Source organism: Halobaculum litoreum, assembly GCF_030127125.1.
Taxonomy (GTDB): Archaea; Halobacteriota; Halobacteria; order Halobacteriales; family Haloferacaceae; genus Halobaculum; species Halobaculum litoreum.
The window spans coordinates 1,856,072-1,873,199 of record NZ_CP126156.1 but is presented as its reverse complement, the minus strand read 5'-3'; the positions used below and the strand labels follow the sequence as shown (position 1 = coordinate 1,873,199).

Genomic DNA, 17,128 nt, shown 5'->3' with positions numbered 1-17,128 from the left:
GTGTCAGCGACCGCCCCGCGGTACGTCCTCTGGCGGGCCGTTGCCGTTGGCGTGCGACGGCGGGCCGTTGCCGTTGGCGTGCGACGGCGGGCCGTTGCCGTTACCGCGGTTGTCCGGCGGACCGTTTCCGGCCCCCGGGTGGTCGTCGTCCTCGTCCGCCTCCTGCTCGTCGGAGTCGTTCTCGTCGGAGTCGTCCTCGCCGGAGTCGTTCTCGTCGGAGTCCTCCTCGTTGGAATCGTCCTCGTCGGAGTCGTTCTCGTCGGAGTCGTCCTCGCCGGAGTCGTTCTCGTCGGAGTCCTCCTCGTTGGAATCGTCCTCGTCGGAGTCGTTCTCGTCGGAATCGTCCTCCTCGGAGTCGTTCTCGTCGGAGTCGTCGGGCCGGTTGTCGGGACCCTCGCCGCGGTCCGGCGGCGAGCCGTTCCCGGGCACGTCGACGGTGAACGCTTGGACGTTCGACCGGAACCGGTCGTCCCCCTCGGGCGTGTCGATCGTGAGGAACACCTCGTAATCGCCGTGTTTCAGGGCCTGCGAGTCGAACGACGCCGTCACGGTGATCGCGGTGTCGGCGTAGCCGTAGCCGTACCCCACGTCCGCGTCGGAGCCGTTCTCGCCGGCGCGTTCGTCGACGCCGCCGACGTAGCCGTACCCGTAGCCGTACGTGCCGTCGGTGCCGGCGACGTCGACCTCGAGCGACCGCCTGAGTTGGGCGATCCGGATCTCGCCTTGCCCGACGACGCCCGAGGAGGGCGTCACCGAGAGGACGGTCCCGTTCGGGGCGACGGTCACCCTGACCGCCTCGTCCGGCGAGTCGGTCGTCCGGATGGTCAGCGTGAGCCGCCGGACGTCCACGCGCTCGTCGTCGCGCACGTCGACGGTCGACGTGAACGTCGCCGCGTCGCCGCGGGTCACCTCGTCGGGCCCCGACACGGTCGTCGTCACCGCGCCGGACGTGCCCGCGAAGGCGACCAGCGACGTTATCAATATCGATACTACGATCGTCGTTAGCAGACGCTGTCTGCGTTGCTGCGTACTCCCCCCCATTTGTCGATACTCGTTTGCGAGTGGGCGTACGAAAACGGGGTAATTAAATTGCACGGCTAGTGTCGGAATAGCTACCCTCACGGATCGTGAATTTATGCTCCGTTGAGCGGTCGGTCGCGCCGACACTTCCGGTCGCGCGCGGCGCGGCCGGCCCGCCGCCAGCACCCGAGGCAGGGTGTCACACCGACGCCCGATCCGTGTCGACAGCCCGCGTCCGCGACGCCGTCGGGACCCGCGACGGATCCGCGTTCGGAGGGCGAAATCGGGACGCGGCGGCGACCCGGTAGGCGGTGCCTGCCGCGCCGTCGGTCGCGGCCGCCGGCCGCGCGTCCCGCCGTCGTGTCGCCGGAACGTCCCGTTCGCGACCCGACAGCCCCAGCGTACATAGGACGGTTGCCCGCCCCCGGCCGGACGTAATGCGTCAGCAACACACCAGTTCGACGGGCGTCTCGCGCCGGGGCGTCCTCCTCGGTATCGGCACGGTCGGCCTCGCCGCCGCGGGCGCGGGCGTCGGCACCACGGCGTACTTCAGCGACACCGAGTCGTTCGCGGGCAACTCCCTGCGGGCCGGCGAGTTCGACCTCCGCGTCGGCGTCGACGGCCAGCTCACGACGTACGACTTCGGCAACTGAGCCGCCTCGGCGACGACCCGGTCTGCACGGAAACCGCACGACTGCGCCGATTTTGTACGGAGTTGGAACGGAGTTCGAACGGACTCCGGACGGATCTCGAACAACGCCTATCCCCGTGTCCGCCGTCCGACAGGGTATGGACCAGACCTCACGCACCGCGAGGGCGGCCGCGGTCGTCCGACGGAACGGTCCGGCGTTCCTGCTGGCGCTGGCGGCCGGCGTCGGCGCGGTCGCCGGCTCGTTCGCGGCGGTCGGCCGGCTCCCGGCGTTCGTCGCCGCGCCGGTCGCGCGCCTCGTCGTCGCCGTCACCCCCGACGTGGTGATCCGCTACTCGATCCTGTTGCTCGGGAGCCTCGGCGACGGGATCGCCTTCCTGCTGGCGCTGGCCCTCACCGCCCTCCTGTTCGCGGTCGTCGTCTGGGCCGTCCGTCGCGCGGCGGCGGCCGCCGGCGACGCCGAGGGCGCGACGCCGCGCTCGCGGGGACGGCGCTGTCGTTGCTCGCGGTGCTCGGCCTCGCGCTCGCGCTCGGCGGCGCCGCGGCCTCCGCCGTCGGCGCGACCGTCGGCGCCGCGGTCCCGCTGGGCGTCGCCGCGCTCGCCGCCCGGACGAGCGAGCCGACGACGGCCGGACGACGGACCGCCCTCGGGAGCATCGCCGCGGCCGTCGGCCTCGCGCTCGCCGGCGGCGTGCTCGGCTCCCGGCGCACCGTCTCGGCCGGCGACGGCACCGCCTCGGTGCCGGCCGACTCCGAGGTGGGGCGCCTGCTGGCGACCGCCCGCGACCGCTCGCTCGACGTCGACGGGATCGAGCCGCTCGTCAGCGAGCGCTTCTACGAGGTCGACATCAACCAGGTCGACCCCGACCCCGACCGCGACGAGTGGACCCTCTCGGTGACCGGCGCCGTCGAGAACCCGGGCGAGTACTCCTACGAGGACGTCACGTCGATGCCCGCCGAGCACCGCTTCAACACGCTCCGCTGTGTCGGGGAGTCGCTCAACGGGATGAAGATGGACAACGCGCTGTGGACCGGCACCCCGCTGACGCGGATCCTCGAGGACGCGGGCCTGCAGGGCGACTACGTGATGCTGCGCGCGGCCGACGGCTTCTACGAGGAGTTCTCGGTCGCGGCCCTCCGCAACGGCTTCCTCGCGTGGGGGATGAACGGCGCCGACCTCCCGCGGGGCCACGGCGCGCCCGTCCGGGCCCTGATCCCCGGCCACTGGGGCGAGATCAACGTGAAGTGGCTCACCGAGATCGAGATCCTCGACGAGGAGATGGAGGGGTACTGGGAGGAGCGCGGCTGGCACGGCACCGGCCCCGTGAACACGGTCGCGAAACTGCACGCCGTCAACCGCCTCGGCGACGGCCGGATCGAGGTGGGCGGCCACGCGTACGCCGGCACCCGCGGCGTCGACCGCGTCGAGGTGTCCGTCGACGGCGGCGACACGTGGACCGACGCCGAGCTCTCCGAGCCGCTCCCCGGCGACGACGTGTGGCGCCAGTGGGTCCACCGCTACGACTCGCCGGGGGCCGAACACGAGGTGGTGGTGCGCGCGACCGACGGCACCGGGACGCTCCAGCCCGCCGACGAGCGCTCCGCGTTCCCCAACGGCCCGTCCGGCTGGGTGTCGCGGACGGTCCGCGGGTGAGCGCCGCCGCCCGCCCGCCGCCGGCGGGGCTCGTCGCCGTGGCGAACGACTTACCCTACTGCCACCGAGACATACCGGGACTCAGGATGGAGAAGGCGTTGTGGTACCTGTTGACCGGCACGCGCGGCGGCGCGAACCGTGCCCGGATCGTGCGGCTGCTCGACGACCAGCCGCGCAACGCCAACCGCCTCGCGGCCGAACTCGACGTCGACTACAACACCGTGCGCCACCACCTCGACATGCTCGTCGACCACGACGTCGTCGAGCCCGGCGGCGACGACTACGGCAAACTGTACTTCCTCACCGACCGCTTCGAGCGCCACCGCGAGGCGTTCGAGCGCATCACCGACCGCATGGAACCGCGCGACGCGACCGACGGCGTCGACACCGCCGACACGACCGAGTGACCACACCATGGCTCAGATGACCGACCTGTTGACCGTCGCGACCGCCCTCTCGGGGCTGAACATCGTGCTCCTGCTCGCGCTGCTCGCCGTCTGGGGACGCAACTACCGCACCTTCCGGACCCCGCTGACGCTGGGGCTGATCGGCTTCGCGCTCGTCCTGCTCGTCGAGAACCTCGTCGCCGTGTTCTTCTTCTTCGACATGGGGATGTTGTACGCCGGATCGACGCTGGCGCAGTCGACGGTGCTGGCGATGCGCGCGCTCCAGTTCGTCGCGCTCGTGTTCCTCACCGTCGTCTCGATGCGGTAGCGGCGGCGGCGCGCGCGGTCCGGCCCGTCGCCCCGCCGCCCCCGCGGACGTCTCAACACGACTGCACAAAGGGTTTTCAGTACCGATGGCGCAGTCCGCCCATGGACGCCGGGGGGCTGGCCGAGTCGATCCTCGACCACATCCAGGACAAGGTGGCGCTCGTCGACGGCGACGGCGTCGTCGTCGACGTCAACGCCGCGGTCGTGGAGACGCTGGGTGTGGACCGCGAGTCGTACGTCGGGGAGAACGCCTTCGACCACATCCACTCCGAGGACGTCGACCGGGTCGCGACGGTGTTCGACGCCGTCCGCGACGGCGCGCCGGACGCCGACGACACCGTCACCTACCGCCACGCGACCGGCGACGACGGCTGGGTGTGGCTGGAGAGCCGCATCGCCCCCCTCGACGGACGCGACGACACGTTCGTCGTCAGCTCCCGCGACATCTCCGCGCGGGTCGAGGCCGAACGCCGCGAGGCGCGGACGGAGTCGCTGCTCGCCGAGCTGGCGCGCACCACGAGCGACGTGCTGTGGACGTTCACCGGCGACTGGGGGGGAGCTGTTGTTCCTCAACGAGGCGTACGAGGGGGGTGTACGGGCTGCCGGCCGACGCGGTCGAGCGGACCCCGACCGCGTTCCTGGAGGCGATCGCCCCCGAGGACCGCGACCGCGTCCGCGACGGGATGGCCCGGCTGAGCGCGGGGTCGCCCGTCGACATGGAGTACCGGGTGAACCCGTCGACCGACTACGGCACCTGGGTGTGGGTCCGGGCCGTCCCGGTGGTCGAGGACGGCGAGGTGGTCCGGATCGCCGGCTTCACCCGCGACATCACCGACCGCCGCCGCCGCGAACGCCACCTGTTCGTCATGGACACGCTCCTCCGCCACAACCTCCGCAACGACCTCAACGTGGTGCTCGGTCGCGCCGAACAGATCGCCGAGTCGGCCACCGAGTTCGCCGAGGAGGCCGAGATCATCGAGGGGAAGAGCCGGTCGCTCCTCGACACGGCGGACAAACAGCGCGCGATCCTCGACGTGCTCGGCTCGCACCACCCCCACCACCACGCCGACCCGGTGTCGGCGGTCAGGGGAGGCGTGTGCGTCGGTCGCCGACCGCTACCCCGCGGCCACGCTGGACGTGACGGCGACGGCCGCCGTCGAGGCCGGCGACGCCACGGTGCTGGCCGAGGTGGGCTCGGCCGTCGCCGAACTGATCGAGAACGCGGTCGTCCACAGCCGCGACCCGGAGCCGGGCGTCCGGGTCGTCGTCGACGCGGACGACGACGGCATCACGGTGAGCGTCGAGGGGGGGGCGACCCGCCCATCCCGACCGTGGAGGCGAACGTGCTCCGGGGCGTCCACGAGATGGACGACGTGGTCCACAGCACGGGGCTCGGGCTGTGGCTCGTCTACTGGACGGTCGACGCCGCCGGCGGCTCCGTCACCGTCGAGTCGCCCCCCGACGGGGGGGAACCGCGTCCGGATCCACCTCCCCCGCTCCCCGCCGGCGACGTCGCACCCGTCGCGCCCGTCCGTCGGCGACCGGGAGTGAGTGCGGCCGGACGCATGCACTGTGAGTTTCATGTTCGTGCCCTCCGTACGGCCCGTGTATGGCACACCAACTCGGTTCGGTGATCGCGTCGATACCGCTACAGGCGACCCAGTCGGAGGTGGCCTCGCAGATACAGAACGACGTCCTCCTCAGTTCGTCGCTGTGGGTGAACATCGCGCTCGCGGGGCTGTCGGCGCTGCTGTTCGTGTACATGGCTCGCGGCGTCTCGTCGCCGCGGGCGAAACTGATCTGGGCGGCGACGCTCATGATCCCGCTGATCTCGCTGTCGAGCTACACGGCGCTCGCGTCGGGGCTGACCGTGGGGCTCATCGAGATGCCCGCGGGCCACCCGCTCGGCGGGCAGGAGGTGCTCAGCCAGTGGGGCCGGTACCTGACGTGGGCGCTGTCGACGCCGATGATCCTGCTCGCGCTGGGCCTGCTCGCCGACGTCGAACGGGGCAGCCTCTTCACGGTGATCGTCGCCGACATCGCGATGTGTGTCACGGGACTGGCGGCCGCGCTGATCACGTCCTCGTACCTGCTGCGGTGGGTGTTCTACCTGATCAGCTGTGCGTTCTTCGCGGTCGTGCTGTACGCGCTGCTCACCGAGTGGGCGACCGCCGCGACGGCCGCCGGCACCGGCGAGATCTTCGACAGGCTGCGCGCGCTCACGGTCGTCCTCTGGCTCGGCTATCCCATCGTGTGGGCGCTCGGCGTCGAGGGGCTCGCGTTGGTGCAGTCGGTCGGCGTCACCTCGTGGGCGTACTCCGCGCTCGACGTGGTCGCGAAGTACGTGTTCGCGTACCTCCTGCTCCGGTGGGTCGCCGACAACGAGGGGACCGTCGCCGACGCCGGCGACGCCGCCGGGCGCGCGTCCCCCGCCGACGACTGAGGCGCCGGCTCGCGACGGCGGACGCGCCCGCGCTCGGCGCCGCGTGCGCCGGCGCTTTCGGTGTCGTCCGCCGTCCGGACACAGCCGCGGAACCGTTTGTACCCCCGCGACGGAACGGACGGGTAGATGTCCCTACTCGACGAGGACGCACCCGACTTCACCGCGCGAAGCACCGGCGGCGGCGAGGTCTCGCTGTCCGAGACGCTCGCGGACGGCCCGACGGTCGTCCTCATCAACCGCGGCCACTGGTGCAGTTTCTGTGCCGAACAGCTCCAGACGTTCAGCGAGGTGTCGTACGACCTGTGGTTCAACGACGGCGTCGACGTCCTCCCGGTCGTCACCGATCCCCTCGAGGAGGCGACGCAGATGCGCGACCGCTACGACCTCGACTTCCAACTGCTCGCCGACCCCGACGGCGAGGTCGCCGAGCGCTTCAGCGGCACCGAGGAGACGAGCCACGGCGTCACCGGCGTCGCCGCGACGTACGTGGTCGACGGGGACGGAACCGTGCGGTACGAACACGTGGCGGACCACCCCGGCGACCGCACGTACGGGAACTTCGTCCGCTACTTCGTCCGCGGCGGCTTCGAGGACCCCTTCGAGGGATAGCGTCGGTCGCTCACCCCCCGAGCAGTCGCGCTCGTTCTCCACCGCACCGACTCCCGATCCCTCGCCCGTTCACCGCTCCAGCAGCCACGACACGCCGAGCGCGTCGACGACCGACTCCGCGTCCGCCGCCGCGACGTGGGCGAGCCGCACCGAGCGGTCCGCGTTGGCGTCGTCGTCGTTCACCTCGTCGGGGTCCGGGGGGAACAGCTCTCCGCCGGGCGGGCCGTCGTCGTCGTCGGCGCCCTCGACCGTCAGCGTTCGCGTGCCGAACAGCCGGTCCACCGGGTCGCGGACGACGGTCGCGTCGGTGACGCCGGTGCGCTCGACGCGCGCCTGCGGCTCGTCGAGCAGCCGGTCGTACACGACGAGTACGCCGTCGTAGGCGCGGTACTCGACGCTGCCGTAGGTGAGGTAGCGACCGAACACGCGGAACGCGACGAACGCCAGCACGACCAGCAGCGGCACCGCCGCCAGCGACGGCGCGCCGATGCCGATCAGGAAGGCGGCGACCAGCCACACCACGAGGACGCCGCTGGACAGCGAGTAGGTGACCCCGCGGGCGAGGGCGTCGACGACGGCGACCGTGCGGGGCGCCCGAGCCGTGACGACGGGGTCGCCGGCGGGCACCACGACCGACTCGGGATCGATCTCGTGCTCCTCGCTCCCGAAGAACTGGGAGAGCCAGCCGTGGCTGTCGGGGTCGCGCTCCATCCGCAGCGTCCGCAGGTCGAACAGGAGCTTCCCGCCGACCACGGCCGCGAGTACCACGTCGCCGGCGACGCCCGACCCCTCCAGCGGGCCGGCGACGAACAGCAGCGTGCCGACACCGAACAGGTGCATGAACGGGAGGATCAACACCGACCGCGCCGAGTGGTCGCGGTAGCCGCCGTCACGGAAGTAGTCGCTCCACGTCTCGTACCCCCGGCCGACGACTACCGCCAGTCCACCGAGCAGAAGCTGTGCCCCGCCGCCGTCGGGGATCGCCGGCACCGCGAACCCGAACACCGCGAGGGCGACGGCCGTCTCCAGCGGCGCGAAGAAACAGACGACCGCGACCAGCGTCGGGAGGTTCCGTAGGTACACCGGCGGGAGCCGGCCGGGGAGGGTGATCTCGCCCCGCTTCTCCTGCAGCGGCTTGAACAGTCGGTCGTCGTCGTCCAGCTCGTTGTTCGGGCGCTTCGCGGCGAACGGGACCTTCGCGACGGACAACCAAGCGATGGCGATCACCTCGACGACGAACACCCCGAGCAGCACCGCGGTCGACCAGCCGAACGCGAGCACACCGACCGGAGCGACGAGGGTCCCGGCGAGCGCCGCGAGGGGGCCGGCGCGACCGGAGGAGGGCGAGCGCACGGCCGTGGCGTCCGCTCACGGCTGTAAATCGACTGTGGTATCCGCCCGTCGTCGGGCGGACCGGTCGACGACGCGCCGGGGTCCAGGACCCGACGCGTCGCGCGACCGTCGCGGTGTCGAGGTGGGGGCCCGACCGGCCGGCGGTCGGCGATCGGACCGACCGTGAGCCGGTTCGAAGCGTCGCGGCAGCAGGCCAGATCGGTAGTGAGAGCCGAGTGTGTCGGTTCGAGGACCCGAACCGGCGTCGCCGTCCCGTCGTCGGCCCCCGTGCGATCACAGAACTGTCGACACCTTAACTCGTTTCCGAACTCCGTCCAAATTTCGTCCGGAATCGTCGCCCGGCGGCCGGCGGCGTGGCGGGGCGGTCCCGACACCCCGGCGTCAGAACCCGAAGATCGGGACGAACCGGAAGGTGAGGTACGCGCCCAGCGTCGCCACGGCGGGGACGACGTTCTGCATGAGCACGACCCGGGCGGTCGTGTTCGGGTTGAACAGGCTCGCCGCCTCGGGGATGTCCTCGGGGTCCTCCTCGCCGATCGGGGGGAGCTCCTCGCCCTCCTCGTCGGCCGCCAGCGCGTCGACGGAGACGGGCGGCGACCGGGCGGCGGAGACGGCGTCCGCGGCGGTGATCGGTCGCGTCGCCCGCCCCCACCCCAGCCCGACGATGGACATCGTCGCGATGATCACGAAGCTGGCGGGGATCCCCAGCACCGACAGGAGGACGACGAGCGTGGAACTGACCGCGGCGACGACGATCGCCGCCGTCAACGGCAGTTCGGTGATGTCGCTGCCGACCGTCTCCATCGTGCGCCGGGCGATCGTGAACGCCCCGATCGTGACGGCGATCCCGCCGAGGGCGATGGCGGGGTTCATGGCCAACTCGCCGCTGCCGACCAGCGGCGCCACGGCGTTGGCGATGTTGGAGGTGCCGGAGCTGAACGCCATCAGACAGCCGATCGCGACGACGGTGACGGTCCCGACGAACTCGCGGCGGTTCGTCGTCCGGTGGAGCCGCGGCACCGGCACGACGCCGGACCGGTCGACCACGAGCAGCGGCCCCGTGCTGCGCTCCATCGCGACGAGTCGGTTCAGCCGGGCGTAGAGGTACCGGCCGATGATCAGCGACACCCAGAAGCCGATGATCGGCGAGACGACCCACCACGTGACGATCTCGCCCATCACGGCCGTGTCGAGCACGCCGCCCGCCAGCGCCAGCCCCGCGATGGCGCCGACGGCGGTCATCGACGTCGACGCGGGCACGCCGAAGACGTTGCCCAACAGGAGCGCGACGCCGATGAAGAACAGCACGGCGATGGACGTCTCGAGGGTGAACACGCCGGTGTCGACCACCAGTTCGGTGCCGAGTTTCGTCACGACGTTGCGGCCGATGGTCCACGCGCCGAGGAAGAAGAACACCCCCATCAGCGCCGCCGCGAACGTCTTCGAGATCGCGTCCGCGCCGACCGCCGGCCCGAACGCCGGCCCCGTCGTCGAGCCGCCGATGTTGTACGCCACGAACATCGCGACCAGCACCCCGACGACCAACAGCAGCTCGACCATCAGGCGTCGTCCTCCTCGTCGGCTTCCTTCTCCCGCTCCTCGAGGGTCCGCTCGACCGTCTCCGTGACCTTCTCCTCGACCGTCTTCTCGACGGTCTCTTCGACGGCCTCTTCGACGGTCTCCTCGACGGTCTCGCTGACCGTCTCGTCCACGGTCTCCTCCACGGTCTGTTCGACGGTCTCCTCAACCGTCTCGTTGACCGTGTCCGCGACCGTCTCGTCGACGGTCTGTTTCACCGTCTCGCCGACCGCCTCGTCGACCGTCTCGGCGACCGTCTCGTCGACGGTTTTCTCGACGGTCTCGCCCACGGTCTTCTCGACGGTTTCGTCGACGGTCTTCTCGACGGTCTCGCCGACGGTCTTCTCGACGGTTTCGTCGACGGTCTTCTCGACGGTCTCGCCGACGGTCTTCTCGACCGTCTCGTTGACCGTGTCGGCCACCGTCTCGTCGACGGTTTTCTCGACGGTTTCGCCCACGGTCTTCTCGACCGTCTCGTTGACCGTATCGGCGACCGTCTCATCGACGGTTTTCTCGACGGTTTCGCCGACGGTCTTCTCGACCGTCTCGTTGACCGTGTCGGCCACCGTCTCGTCGACGGTCTTCTCGACGGTTTCGCCGACAGTCTTCTCGACGGTCTCGCCCACGGTCTTCTCGACGGTTTCGCCGACGGTCTTCTCGACCGTCTCGTCGACGGTCTCCTTCACCGCGGTGGTCATCCAGTCGGGGTCGAACCGGGCCATCTTCCAGACGACGTGGAGGACGTACGAGATCAGGACGCCGAAGCCGAACGCCAGGCCGACGTTGTTGCCCGCGACGACGATCATGCCGACGGACACCGCGATCAACACGCCGTACGAGAGGTCGACCATCGAGTCGACCCGACTCGGGTTCACACGACACCCGGGTCGGTCGTCGACCGCCCGGTTGGCGGAGCGCAATGCTGCCCGCTATCGATCGAAGAACTCGTCATACGTATTCTACCAACCCCGCCTGTAAGTACCTTCGCAAAGCCCCACGGCGGCGCGGGCGGCGCCGGCGACCGCCGGTCGCTCAGTTCACCTGTCCCGACAGCTCCGCGCCGGCCTTGAACTTCACCTCGTTCGACGCGCCGGCGGCGACGAGGTGGACGACCGGGGCGTCGAGCGCGGCGACCACGCCGACCCGGGCGAGCGACCCGTCCGCGACCCCGTCGGCGACGCCCCGCGGGACGTACGCCGCCGCGGGGTCGTGGACGCCGCTGAACAGCGTCGCCCCGTGGCGGCTCCGGTCGCGCGCGAACCGCCGCGCGAGCACGTCGCCGTAGCCGTCGCCGTCGAGGTCGCCGCCCCCGACGCGTTCGAGGTCGGCCGGCGACACGCCGACGAGCTCCCCCGCTCCCGACGCGACGAGCAGCGTCGCGGCGTCCTCGTACAGCGCGCCGTCGTCGACCGTCCACCCGCCGACGAACAGCAGTTGGCCGTCGTGGCGGCACCGGCGGAGGTGCAACAGCGCCGGCATCGGGGCCGGGCAGTCCGGGGGCGTCGCGAACACCGGACAGACCAGCGTCGCGGTCGTGCCGGCGCCGTCCGAGCCTGAGCGGGCCGCGCCGAGCGGCACCTCGCGACCCCAGTCGTCGGCGTCGCCGCCGGCGTCCCGTCCGTCGCCGGCGACGAACACCATCGCCGCGCCCGCGGGGTCGTCGCCGTCCGTCCCCGTCACGACGGCGCCATCGGGGCCCGTACGGACGCGTACGAGGCGACCCTTGTCGTTCTCCTCGACCAGCCGCGCCGAGAGGACGTTCCGGCAGGCGATGTCGCGGTGGACGACCCCCTCGCCGCGCCTCGCGCGCCGACACAGGCCGTCGTCCGGGTCGCCCGTGAGGTACGCCACCAGTCGTGCGGGCGTGAGTTCGGCCGCCAGCGCCGCCCCGCCGGGCAGGCGCGCGTCCGGCACGCTGACGACGAACCGCTCTGCGATCGTCGGTTCGTCGCCGAGGTAGTCGAACAGCAGTTCCACGTCCTCCTCGGTGCCGTCGCCGACCCCGTCGCCGTCGCTGTCGTCGTCCTCGAACTCGTCGAACGCGACGGGCTCGGTCCGGTTCGACCGCGAGGAGTTGTGGTTCTGCGCCCGCGTCCCCGCGCTCGTCGTCCAGCCGTCGAGGTCCAGCCGACCGGAGAACGGCCCCAGGTCGCCCCGGATCCGCGACGGGACGTGCCGGACGGTCGTCCGGCCCGGGTGGTACGCCCGGTGTGTGTCGTCCGCGTCGCCGCCCCCGTCGGCGCCGGTCACCCGCCGATCGCCGGCGTAGAACGCCGCCGGCGCCGCCCCCGTCTCGGTCACCGCGCCCGCGACCCGACCGAGACAGCCGCTCAGCCCGCCGACGGCGAGCGCGCCCGTCGCCAGCAGCGTCCGCCGGGTGGTGGTCGCGCGCGCGTCGCTCGGGGTCGGCTCGGTCGTGTGTCGGTGTCCCATGATCGACGCCCGTTGGCGGGCGGAGGACATGAACATGTACTGCGATCCGGGGACGGATCGGTCGGTCGACGGCGGGCCGGCGACCGGGGACGCGTTCGACGGCACGACCGCACAAGACCTACGGCTCCCCCGTCCGTTCCCGCTTCCGTGCCCGGCGACGCCCTCCTGACGCGCCTCGCGGACGCCTGCGCCGCCCACGGCCCCGGTCGCCTGCCGGGTGCGGACCGCCCGGCCGTCGGCGCGGGCTACGCGTTCGCGACCGCCGCGCTCGTCGCCCTCGCGGGGTGTTCGGTCCCGTTCGGCGTCGACGTGAGTCTCGTCGCCACCCCGTTCGTCGTCCCCGCGGCGTTCGTCGCCGGCGCGGCGTGCTTCCCGCCGATCGTCGCTCGCGACCGGGGCGGCCCGGCCGTCGCCGGGGCGGCCGTCGTGCTCGTCACCTACCTCCTCGCGACCCTCGCGCTCCTCGCCGTGTTGGGCGTCTGGAACGTCTGGAGCGCGTGGGGCGGCCCCGCGGCCCCGCTCGTCGGGGCCGGGCTGGTGGGTGGCCTGGGGTTCGCGCTCACGCTCTGGATCGCGGTCCCGGTCGGGGCGGTCGCCGGCTCGGTCCACGACCGTGCGCGGGGTCGCCACGACTGACGGGCGGGTCACACCTCGCCGAGCCCCGACCGACGGCGACCCGAGACGTCGGTCGCCGACGGGGCGGCCGTTCGTGTCCGCGAGGGTGACAGTTCGCCCCGCGTGACACTATATTTCCGAAAATAGTCTGCGGATTATAATGGCGACACACCCGTCGGTCCGGACGAGGCCGGGGGCCCGACGCGCGGCAGCACGGACGACGGCACCCCGCGAGCGACTGCTCGACGAGACCCATGAAAGGTAGCAACGCGTTCTGTCCGACGACCGGTGCATCGCTGTCCGAGGAACTCCACTACGACGACCGGGGGCGGGCCGAGCGGGCCCCCGTCGACGACTGCCCGCCCGGCGTCGCGCCCACGGGCGAGCTGACGAACGGCGAGCGCTGTTCGTCGGCCACCGCGCTCACGGTCCACTTCCGGCGGAGTCGCCGCGCGAGCGGCCCCGCCGACGACGCGATCGACCGCGCCGCCGCGCTGGCGATCCGCCGCCTCAAACGCGCCGGCGGCGGGGAGCCGTCTGGGACGTGACGGTGTGGTACGCGCTCGCCGAGCGGCTGCGTCGCGCGGGCCACGCCGTCGACTGGATGGACGGCCACGCGGAGTGGCGCTGTCCGGACTGTTTCGGCCACCTCCGATTTCACCGCGTCGGCGACGGCGTGGTCGCCCGGTGCGTCACCGACTGCCGGGGGGACCCCGGCGGGCGCGGCGAGCGCATCTGGGAGGCGATCGCCGACCGGTACACGGCCGCGTTCGACGACGACGCCGACGCCGCGGCGCTCCGCGGGCGGTGGTGGTGAGTCGGCGGGATGCACGAGCGGAACATGCGACTCGTCGAGATCCTCGCCCCGCGCCCGGAGACCCTCGACCCGGTGCTCGTGGCGCTGCGCGAGGAGGAGCTCGACTACGTCGTCACGGACGAGTCCGGCGCGGACGGGTCGACCGTGGTCACCCTGCCGGTCCCCGCCAACGCGGTCGAGCCGGTGTTGCGCCGGCTCGACGACCTCGGCGTCACCGACGACACCTACACCGTCGTGCAGGACGCCGAGGCGGTCGTCTCCGACCGCTTCAACCACCTCCGCGAGGACGAGGGCGAGGTCGCCCCCACGGACCGCAGGCGGATCGCCCGCGACGAACTGCGCTCGACCGCGCGCGACGTGCTCCCCGCGCGGCGCATCTACTGTCTGTTGACGGCGATCGGGGCGACGCTCGCGACCGCGGGCTTCCTCCTCGACTCGCTGACGGTCGTGCTCGGCGCGATGGTGATCGCGCCGCTGTTCGCGCCCGCCATGGCCGCCGCCGTCGGCACCGTCACCGGGGACGAGACGCTCGCCCGCGACGGGCTGGCGATGCAGGTGCTTGGCACCGCCGTCGGCGTCGCCAGCGCGACCGGGTTCGCGCTCGTGGTCCGGTTCGCGCCGTTCGCCGACGGCGTCTTCGACGCGAGCGCGGTCGTCTCCGCGAGCAGCCTCGGCTCCTCGGCGATACTGCTGCTCGTCGTCGCCGTCGGCGCCGGCGTCGCGGGCGCCGTCGGCCTCTCGACCGACGGGTCGACCGTGGTGACGCAGGTGATGCTCGCCTCGGCGCTGGTGCCGCCGGTCGGCGTCGCCGGCGCCGCCCTCGTGTGGTGGGAGCCCCGGCTCGTCGTCGGCGCGCTCGCCGTCAACGGGCTGAACCTCGTCGCCATCGAGCTGGCGGCGGTCGTCTCGCTGTGGTCGCTCGGCTACCACCCGGACGACTGGGCCCAACTCCGACGGACCCGGGGCCGGATCCTGACGCTCGTCGCGGGGCTGCTCGCGCTGTTGGGCGTCGTCACGTTCCTGCTCGTCGAGTGGTCCCGCGGCGGCCTGCTCCCCGGAGGGGTGCTGTGAGCCGCGACGCGCCCGACCCCGGGGACGGTGCCGCCCCCGACGACGACGGGGCGCCCGTCGCGCGGGCCGACGGCGCGCCCGACGCGGTCGACCGCGTGACGGCGCGCGTCGACCGCACCGCGCCGGACGACGGCGACGAGGTGATCGACGCCCTGGCGACGCTCCTCGGGGTGCTCGCGCGACTGCTGGTCGTCGTCGCGACGCTGGCGACGCGCGTCGGCGCGCGGCTGGTGTCGTGGCTGCTCGCCGGCTTCCGCGAGATCCTGTTCGGCGAGGCGCGCGACGACGCCAACCGCTGGCTGCTCGTCGCCGGCGACCGCACCCACGTCGTCGTCGGCTTCGTGGCGGTGGTGTTCGTCGGCACGCTCGGGTTGGGCGTCGCGGGCGTCGTCGGCGTCCGCGAGAGCGACTTCGTCACGACGATGTTCTCGACGATCATCGCCGGGCTGTTCTCGTTCGTCCCGGTGGTGATCGGGGTCAACCAACTCGCGTTGACGTGGCTCACGGGGACGCCCGGGACCCACCGCGAGCGGCTCGAGGAGATCGACGAGTTCCGCGCGGCGGCGGCGGCGCTCGACGACGTCGTCGCCGACGCCGGCGCCGACCCGGTGCCGTTCACGCAGGGGCTGGTCGCCGTCGCCGACGACCGGGCGGCGGCCGTCGTCGCCGCGACCGACGGGCGCGACGGCCCGATCCGCGACCACGGCGTCGCCGTCGCCGACCTCGTCGCTCGCCTGACCGAGCGGTGTCGGCCGGCCGACGACCTGTTCGACGCCCTGTCGCCGATGCTCGACGAGCGGGTCGGCGGCCGCCTCGCGACCTCGCGCCGGCTGCGCGAGCGCCGCGACCCGTCGCCGACCGTCGCCCGGGCGCTCGCCGACTGCGAGGAGGCGCTCGCCACGCTGGAGGTGGCCGGCCAGTACTTCTCGACGCTGTACATCCAGCGCTCGCTCGCGCGGCTCTCCCGGCGGCTGGCGTACACCGGCGCCGTCGCCTTGATCGCCGCCTCGCTGGTCGTCATGATCTACGCCAGCGGCTACCCGCCGGTGGTGCACGCGTTCCCCCTCCTCCTGCTCGTCAGCGCCTCGCTGGCGGCCGCGTTCGCGCCGTTCGCGGTGCTGTTCGCGCACGTCGTCCGGCTCTCGACCGTCGTCCAGCGCTCGGCCGCACCCGGCCCCTTCGGCGCGTCGCGATGACCGCCCCGTCCGCACCCGACCGACCACGGATCCACACGATGCACACACACGACACGTCACGACCGCCGCACAGCACCGCCGACCACTCCGCGCGCGCCGACCGCGGGGCCGACCGACCGCGGGCGACCGAGGCCACGGCGGCACGGCCGCCGCGGCCGGCGCCGCCCCGCGGGGAGGTGGGGGCGTGAGGGCCGCCCCGACGCGGCGCGAGGCGCTCGGCGCCGTCGCCTCGGCGGGCGCCGTCGCGCTCGCCGGCTGTGTCGGCGGCGACGGCGACACGAGTCGCTGGACGCCCGTCGAGTCCCCGACGATGCAGTCGTTGTACGGCGTCGCGCCCAGCCGTGACGGCCCGTACGCGGTCGGCGAGTCCGGGCGGATCGTCGCCCGCTGCCACGTCGGCTGGGCGACCGTCTCGAAACACGGCCCCGGCGACCGCGGCGACGCGCTGTTCGACGTCGCCGCCACCGACGACGGCCGCGCGCTGTGGACGGCGGGCGACTCCGGCGCCGTCGGCCGCTACGACGTCGTCTCGCGCGACCTCCGGGACCTCTCGGCGCCGCTCGGGAAGACCAGCTCGTGGGAGGCCGTCGGCGTCCTCGGCGTCGCCGGCGAGGAGTGGGTGTTCCTCCTCAACGGCTCGGGCGAACTCCTCCGGGGCAAGTACCGGGGCGGGGGCGCCGTCGACTGGGACGACCCGCTCGAACCCGGCAGCGGGACGACGGCGACAGCGGTCGCCTTCGGCGGCAACGGCTTCGGCTACGTCGTCGACTCCGCGGGCGAGGTGTTCAAGACCGTCGACCGGGAGGAGTGGCGGCGGATCGGCGTCGACGCCACCGGCGACACGCTGTTCGACGTCTCCCCGTTCGGCGAGGAGCGCGCCGCCGTCGCCGCCCAGGAGGGTCGGATCTTCCGGTACAACGGGTTCGACTGGACGGCCATCGAGGTCGGCACGGCCGACCTCCACGCGATCGACCGGC

19 protein-coding genes and 1 pseudogene are annotated in these 17,128 nt (G+C 72.6%); 14 read left to right on the top strand and 6 right to left on the bottom strand.

Features of this window, described 5'->3' with window-relative positions:
* Nucleotides 1-3 precede the first annotated feature (3 nt).
* On the bottom strand, nucleotides 4-981 hold the full coding sequence (locus P0R35_RS10260) for a hypothetical protein (protein ID WP_284012389.1): 978 nt from the start codon (nucleotides 979-981) through the stop codon (nucleotides 4-6).
* A 476-nt stretch (nucleotides 982-1,457) separates the two neighbouring features.
* On the opposite strand from P0R35_RS10260, the pseudogene P0R35_RS10255 reads away from it, so the two are divergent.
* From P0R35_RS10255 to P0R35_RS10220, 8 genes and pseudogenes are all read left to right on the top strand, one after another.
* Nucleotides 1,458-1,667, top strand: a pseudogene (locus P0R35_RS10255) (SipW-dependent-type signal peptide-containing protein); the annotation flags it as partial.
* Between the two features lie 510 nt (nucleotides 1,668-2,177).
* Nucleotides 2,178-3,323, top strand: a complete 1,146-nt coding sequence (locus P0R35_RS10250; RefSeq protein WP_284014602.1) for a molybdopterin-dependent oxidoreductase — start codon at nucleotides 2,178-2,180, stop codon at nucleotides 3,321-3,323.
* 86 nt (nucleotides 3,324-3,409) lie between these two features.
* Nucleotides 3,410-3,730: a winged helix-turn-helix domain-containing protein gene (locus P0R35_RS10245; RefSeq protein ID WP_284012388.1), complete on the top strand. Its 321-nt coding sequence runs from the start codon at nucleotides 3,410-3,412 to the stop codon at nucleotides 3,728-3,730.
* A 7-nt stretch (nucleotides 3,731-3,737) separates the two neighbouring features.
* Complete coding sequence (locus P0R35_RS10240) at nucleotides 3,738-4,037, top strand: DUF8036 family membrane protein (RefSeq protein ID WP_284012387.1); 300 nt, start codon at nucleotides 3,738-3,740, stop codon at nucleotides 4,035-4,037.
* A 101-nt stretch (nucleotides 4,038-4,138) separates the two neighbouring features.
* The gene (locus tag P0R35_RS10235) at nucleotides 4,139-4,732 is read left to right on the top strand and encodes a PAS domain S-box protein (protein WP_284012386.1); all 594 of its coding nucleotides are present in this window, start codon (nucleotides 4,139-4,141) and stop codon (nucleotides 4,730-4,732) included.
* Nucleotides 4,627-5,670: a PAS domain-containing protein gene (locus tag P0R35_RS10230; protein ID WP_284012385.1), complete on the top strand. Its 1,044-nt coding sequence runs from the start codon at nucleotides 4,627-4,629 to the stop codon at nucleotides 5,668-5,670. The genes P0R35_RS10235 and P0R35_RS10230 overlap by 106 nt, the downstream gene beginning before the upstream one ends.
* Complete coding sequence (locus P0R35_RS10225) at nucleotides 5,646-6,479, top strand: bacteriorhodopsin (protein WP_284012384.1); 834 nt, start codon at nucleotides 5,646-5,648, stop codon at nucleotides 6,477-6,479. The genes P0R35_RS10230 and P0R35_RS10225 overlap by 25 nt, the downstream gene beginning before the upstream one ends.
* Nucleotides 6,480-6,605: 126 nt before the next feature.
* Nucleotides 6,606-7,088 (top strand): peroxiredoxin family protein, encoded by a 483-nt coding sequence (locus P0R35_RS10220; protein WP_284012383.1) that lies wholly within the window; start codon nucleotides 6,606-6,608, stop codon nucleotides 7,086-7,088.
* Nucleotides 7,089-7,157: 69 nt separating this feature from the next.
* Here the strand turns inward: P0R35_RS10220 and P0R35_RS10215 are convergent, their stop codons facing one another.
* The 4 genes from P0R35_RS10215 to P0R35_RS10200 form a co-directional block, all read right to left on the bottom strand.
* A complete protein-coding gene (locus P0R35_RS10215) occupies nucleotides 7,158-8,441 on the bottom strand; it encodes a DUF6498-containing protein (RefSeq protein ID WP_284012382.1) in 1,284 nt (427 codons plus the stop codon).
* 381 nt (nucleotides 8,442-8,822) lie between these two features.
* Complete coding sequence (locus tag P0R35_RS10210) at nucleotides 8,823-10,001, bottom strand: inorganic phosphate transporter (RefSeq protein WP_284012381.1); 1,179 nt, start codon at nucleotides 9,999-10,001, stop codon at nucleotides 8,823-8,825.
* On the bottom strand, nucleotides 10,001-10,894 hold the full coding sequence (locus tag P0R35_RS10205; RefSeq protein ID WP_345782744.1) for a hypothetical protein: 894 nt from the start codon (nucleotides 10,892-10,894) through the stop codon (nucleotides 10,001-10,003). The genes P0R35_RS10210 and P0R35_RS10205 overlap by 1 nt, the downstream gene beginning before the upstream one ends.
* A 157-nt stretch (nucleotides 10,895-11,051) precedes the next feature.
* Nucleotides 11,052-12,452 (bottom strand): hypothetical protein, encoded by a 1,401-nt coding sequence (locus P0R35_RS10200; RefSeq protein ID WP_284012379.1) that lies wholly within the window; start codon nucleotides 12,450-12,452, stop codon nucleotides 11,052-11,054.
* Here P0R35_RS10200 and P0R35_RS10195 point away from each other — a divergent pair.
* The 6 genes from P0R35_RS10195 to P0R35_RS10170 all read left to right on the top strand — a co-directional run bounded on the left by P0R35_RS10195 (nucleotide 12,451) and on the right by P0R35_RS10170 (nucleotide 16,151).
* A complete protein-coding gene (locus P0R35_RS10195; protein WP_284012378.1) occupies nucleotides 12,451-12,621 on the top strand; it encodes a hypothetical protein in 171 nt (56 codons plus the stop codon). The two genes, P0R35_RS10200 and P0R35_RS10195, sit on opposite strands and share 2 nt — an antisense overlap.
* Complete coding sequence (locus tag P0R35_RS10190) at nucleotides 12,600-13,088, top strand: hypothetical protein (protein ID WP_284012377.1); 489 nt, start codon at nucleotides 12,600-12,602, stop codon at nucleotides 13,086-13,088. The genes P0R35_RS10195 and P0R35_RS10190 overlap by 22 nt, the downstream gene beginning before the upstream one ends.
* A gap of 233 nt (nucleotides 13,089-13,321) precedes the next feature.
* Nucleotides 13,322-13,615, top strand: coding sequence for a hypothetical protein (locus P0R35_RS10185; RefSeq protein WP_284012376.1), 294 nt, complete (start codon nucleotides 13,322-13,324; stop codon nucleotides 13,613-13,615).
* The gene (locus P0R35_RS10180) at nucleotides 13,612-13,884 is read left to right on the top strand and encodes a hypothetical protein (RefSeq protein ID WP_284012375.1); all 273 of its coding nucleotides are present in this window, start codon (nucleotides 13,612-13,614) and stop codon (nucleotides 13,882-13,884) included. The genes P0R35_RS10185 and P0R35_RS10180 overlap by 4 nt, the downstream gene beginning before the upstream one ends.
* Before the next feature lie 9 nt (nucleotides 13,885-13,893).
* A complete protein-coding gene (locus tag P0R35_RS10175; protein WP_284012374.1) occupies nucleotides 13,894-14,955 on the top strand; it encodes a DUF389 domain-containing protein in 1,062 nt (353 codons plus the stop codon).
* Nucleotides 14,952-16,151 carry a DUF7972 family membrane protein gene (locus tag P0R35_RS10170; RefSeq protein WP_284012373.1) on the top strand — a complete coding sequence of 400 codons (1,200 nt, stop codon included), beginning with the start codon at nucleotides 14,952-14,954 and terminating at the stop codon, nucleotides 16,149-16,151. The genes P0R35_RS10175 and P0R35_RS10170 overlap by 4 nt, the downstream gene beginning before the upstream one ends.
* On the opposite strand, the gene P0R35_RS16850 is transcribed toward P0R35_RS10170, so the two are convergent.
* Complete coding sequence (locus tag P0R35_RS16850) at nucleotides 16,033-17,115, bottom strand: hypothetical protein (protein ID WP_490396506.1); 1,083 nt, start codon at nucleotides 17,113-17,115, stop codon at nucleotides 16,033-16,035. The two genes, P0R35_RS10170 and P0R35_RS16850, sit on opposite strands and share 119 nt — an antisense overlap.
* Nucleotides 17,116-17,128 lie beyond the last annotated feature (13 nt).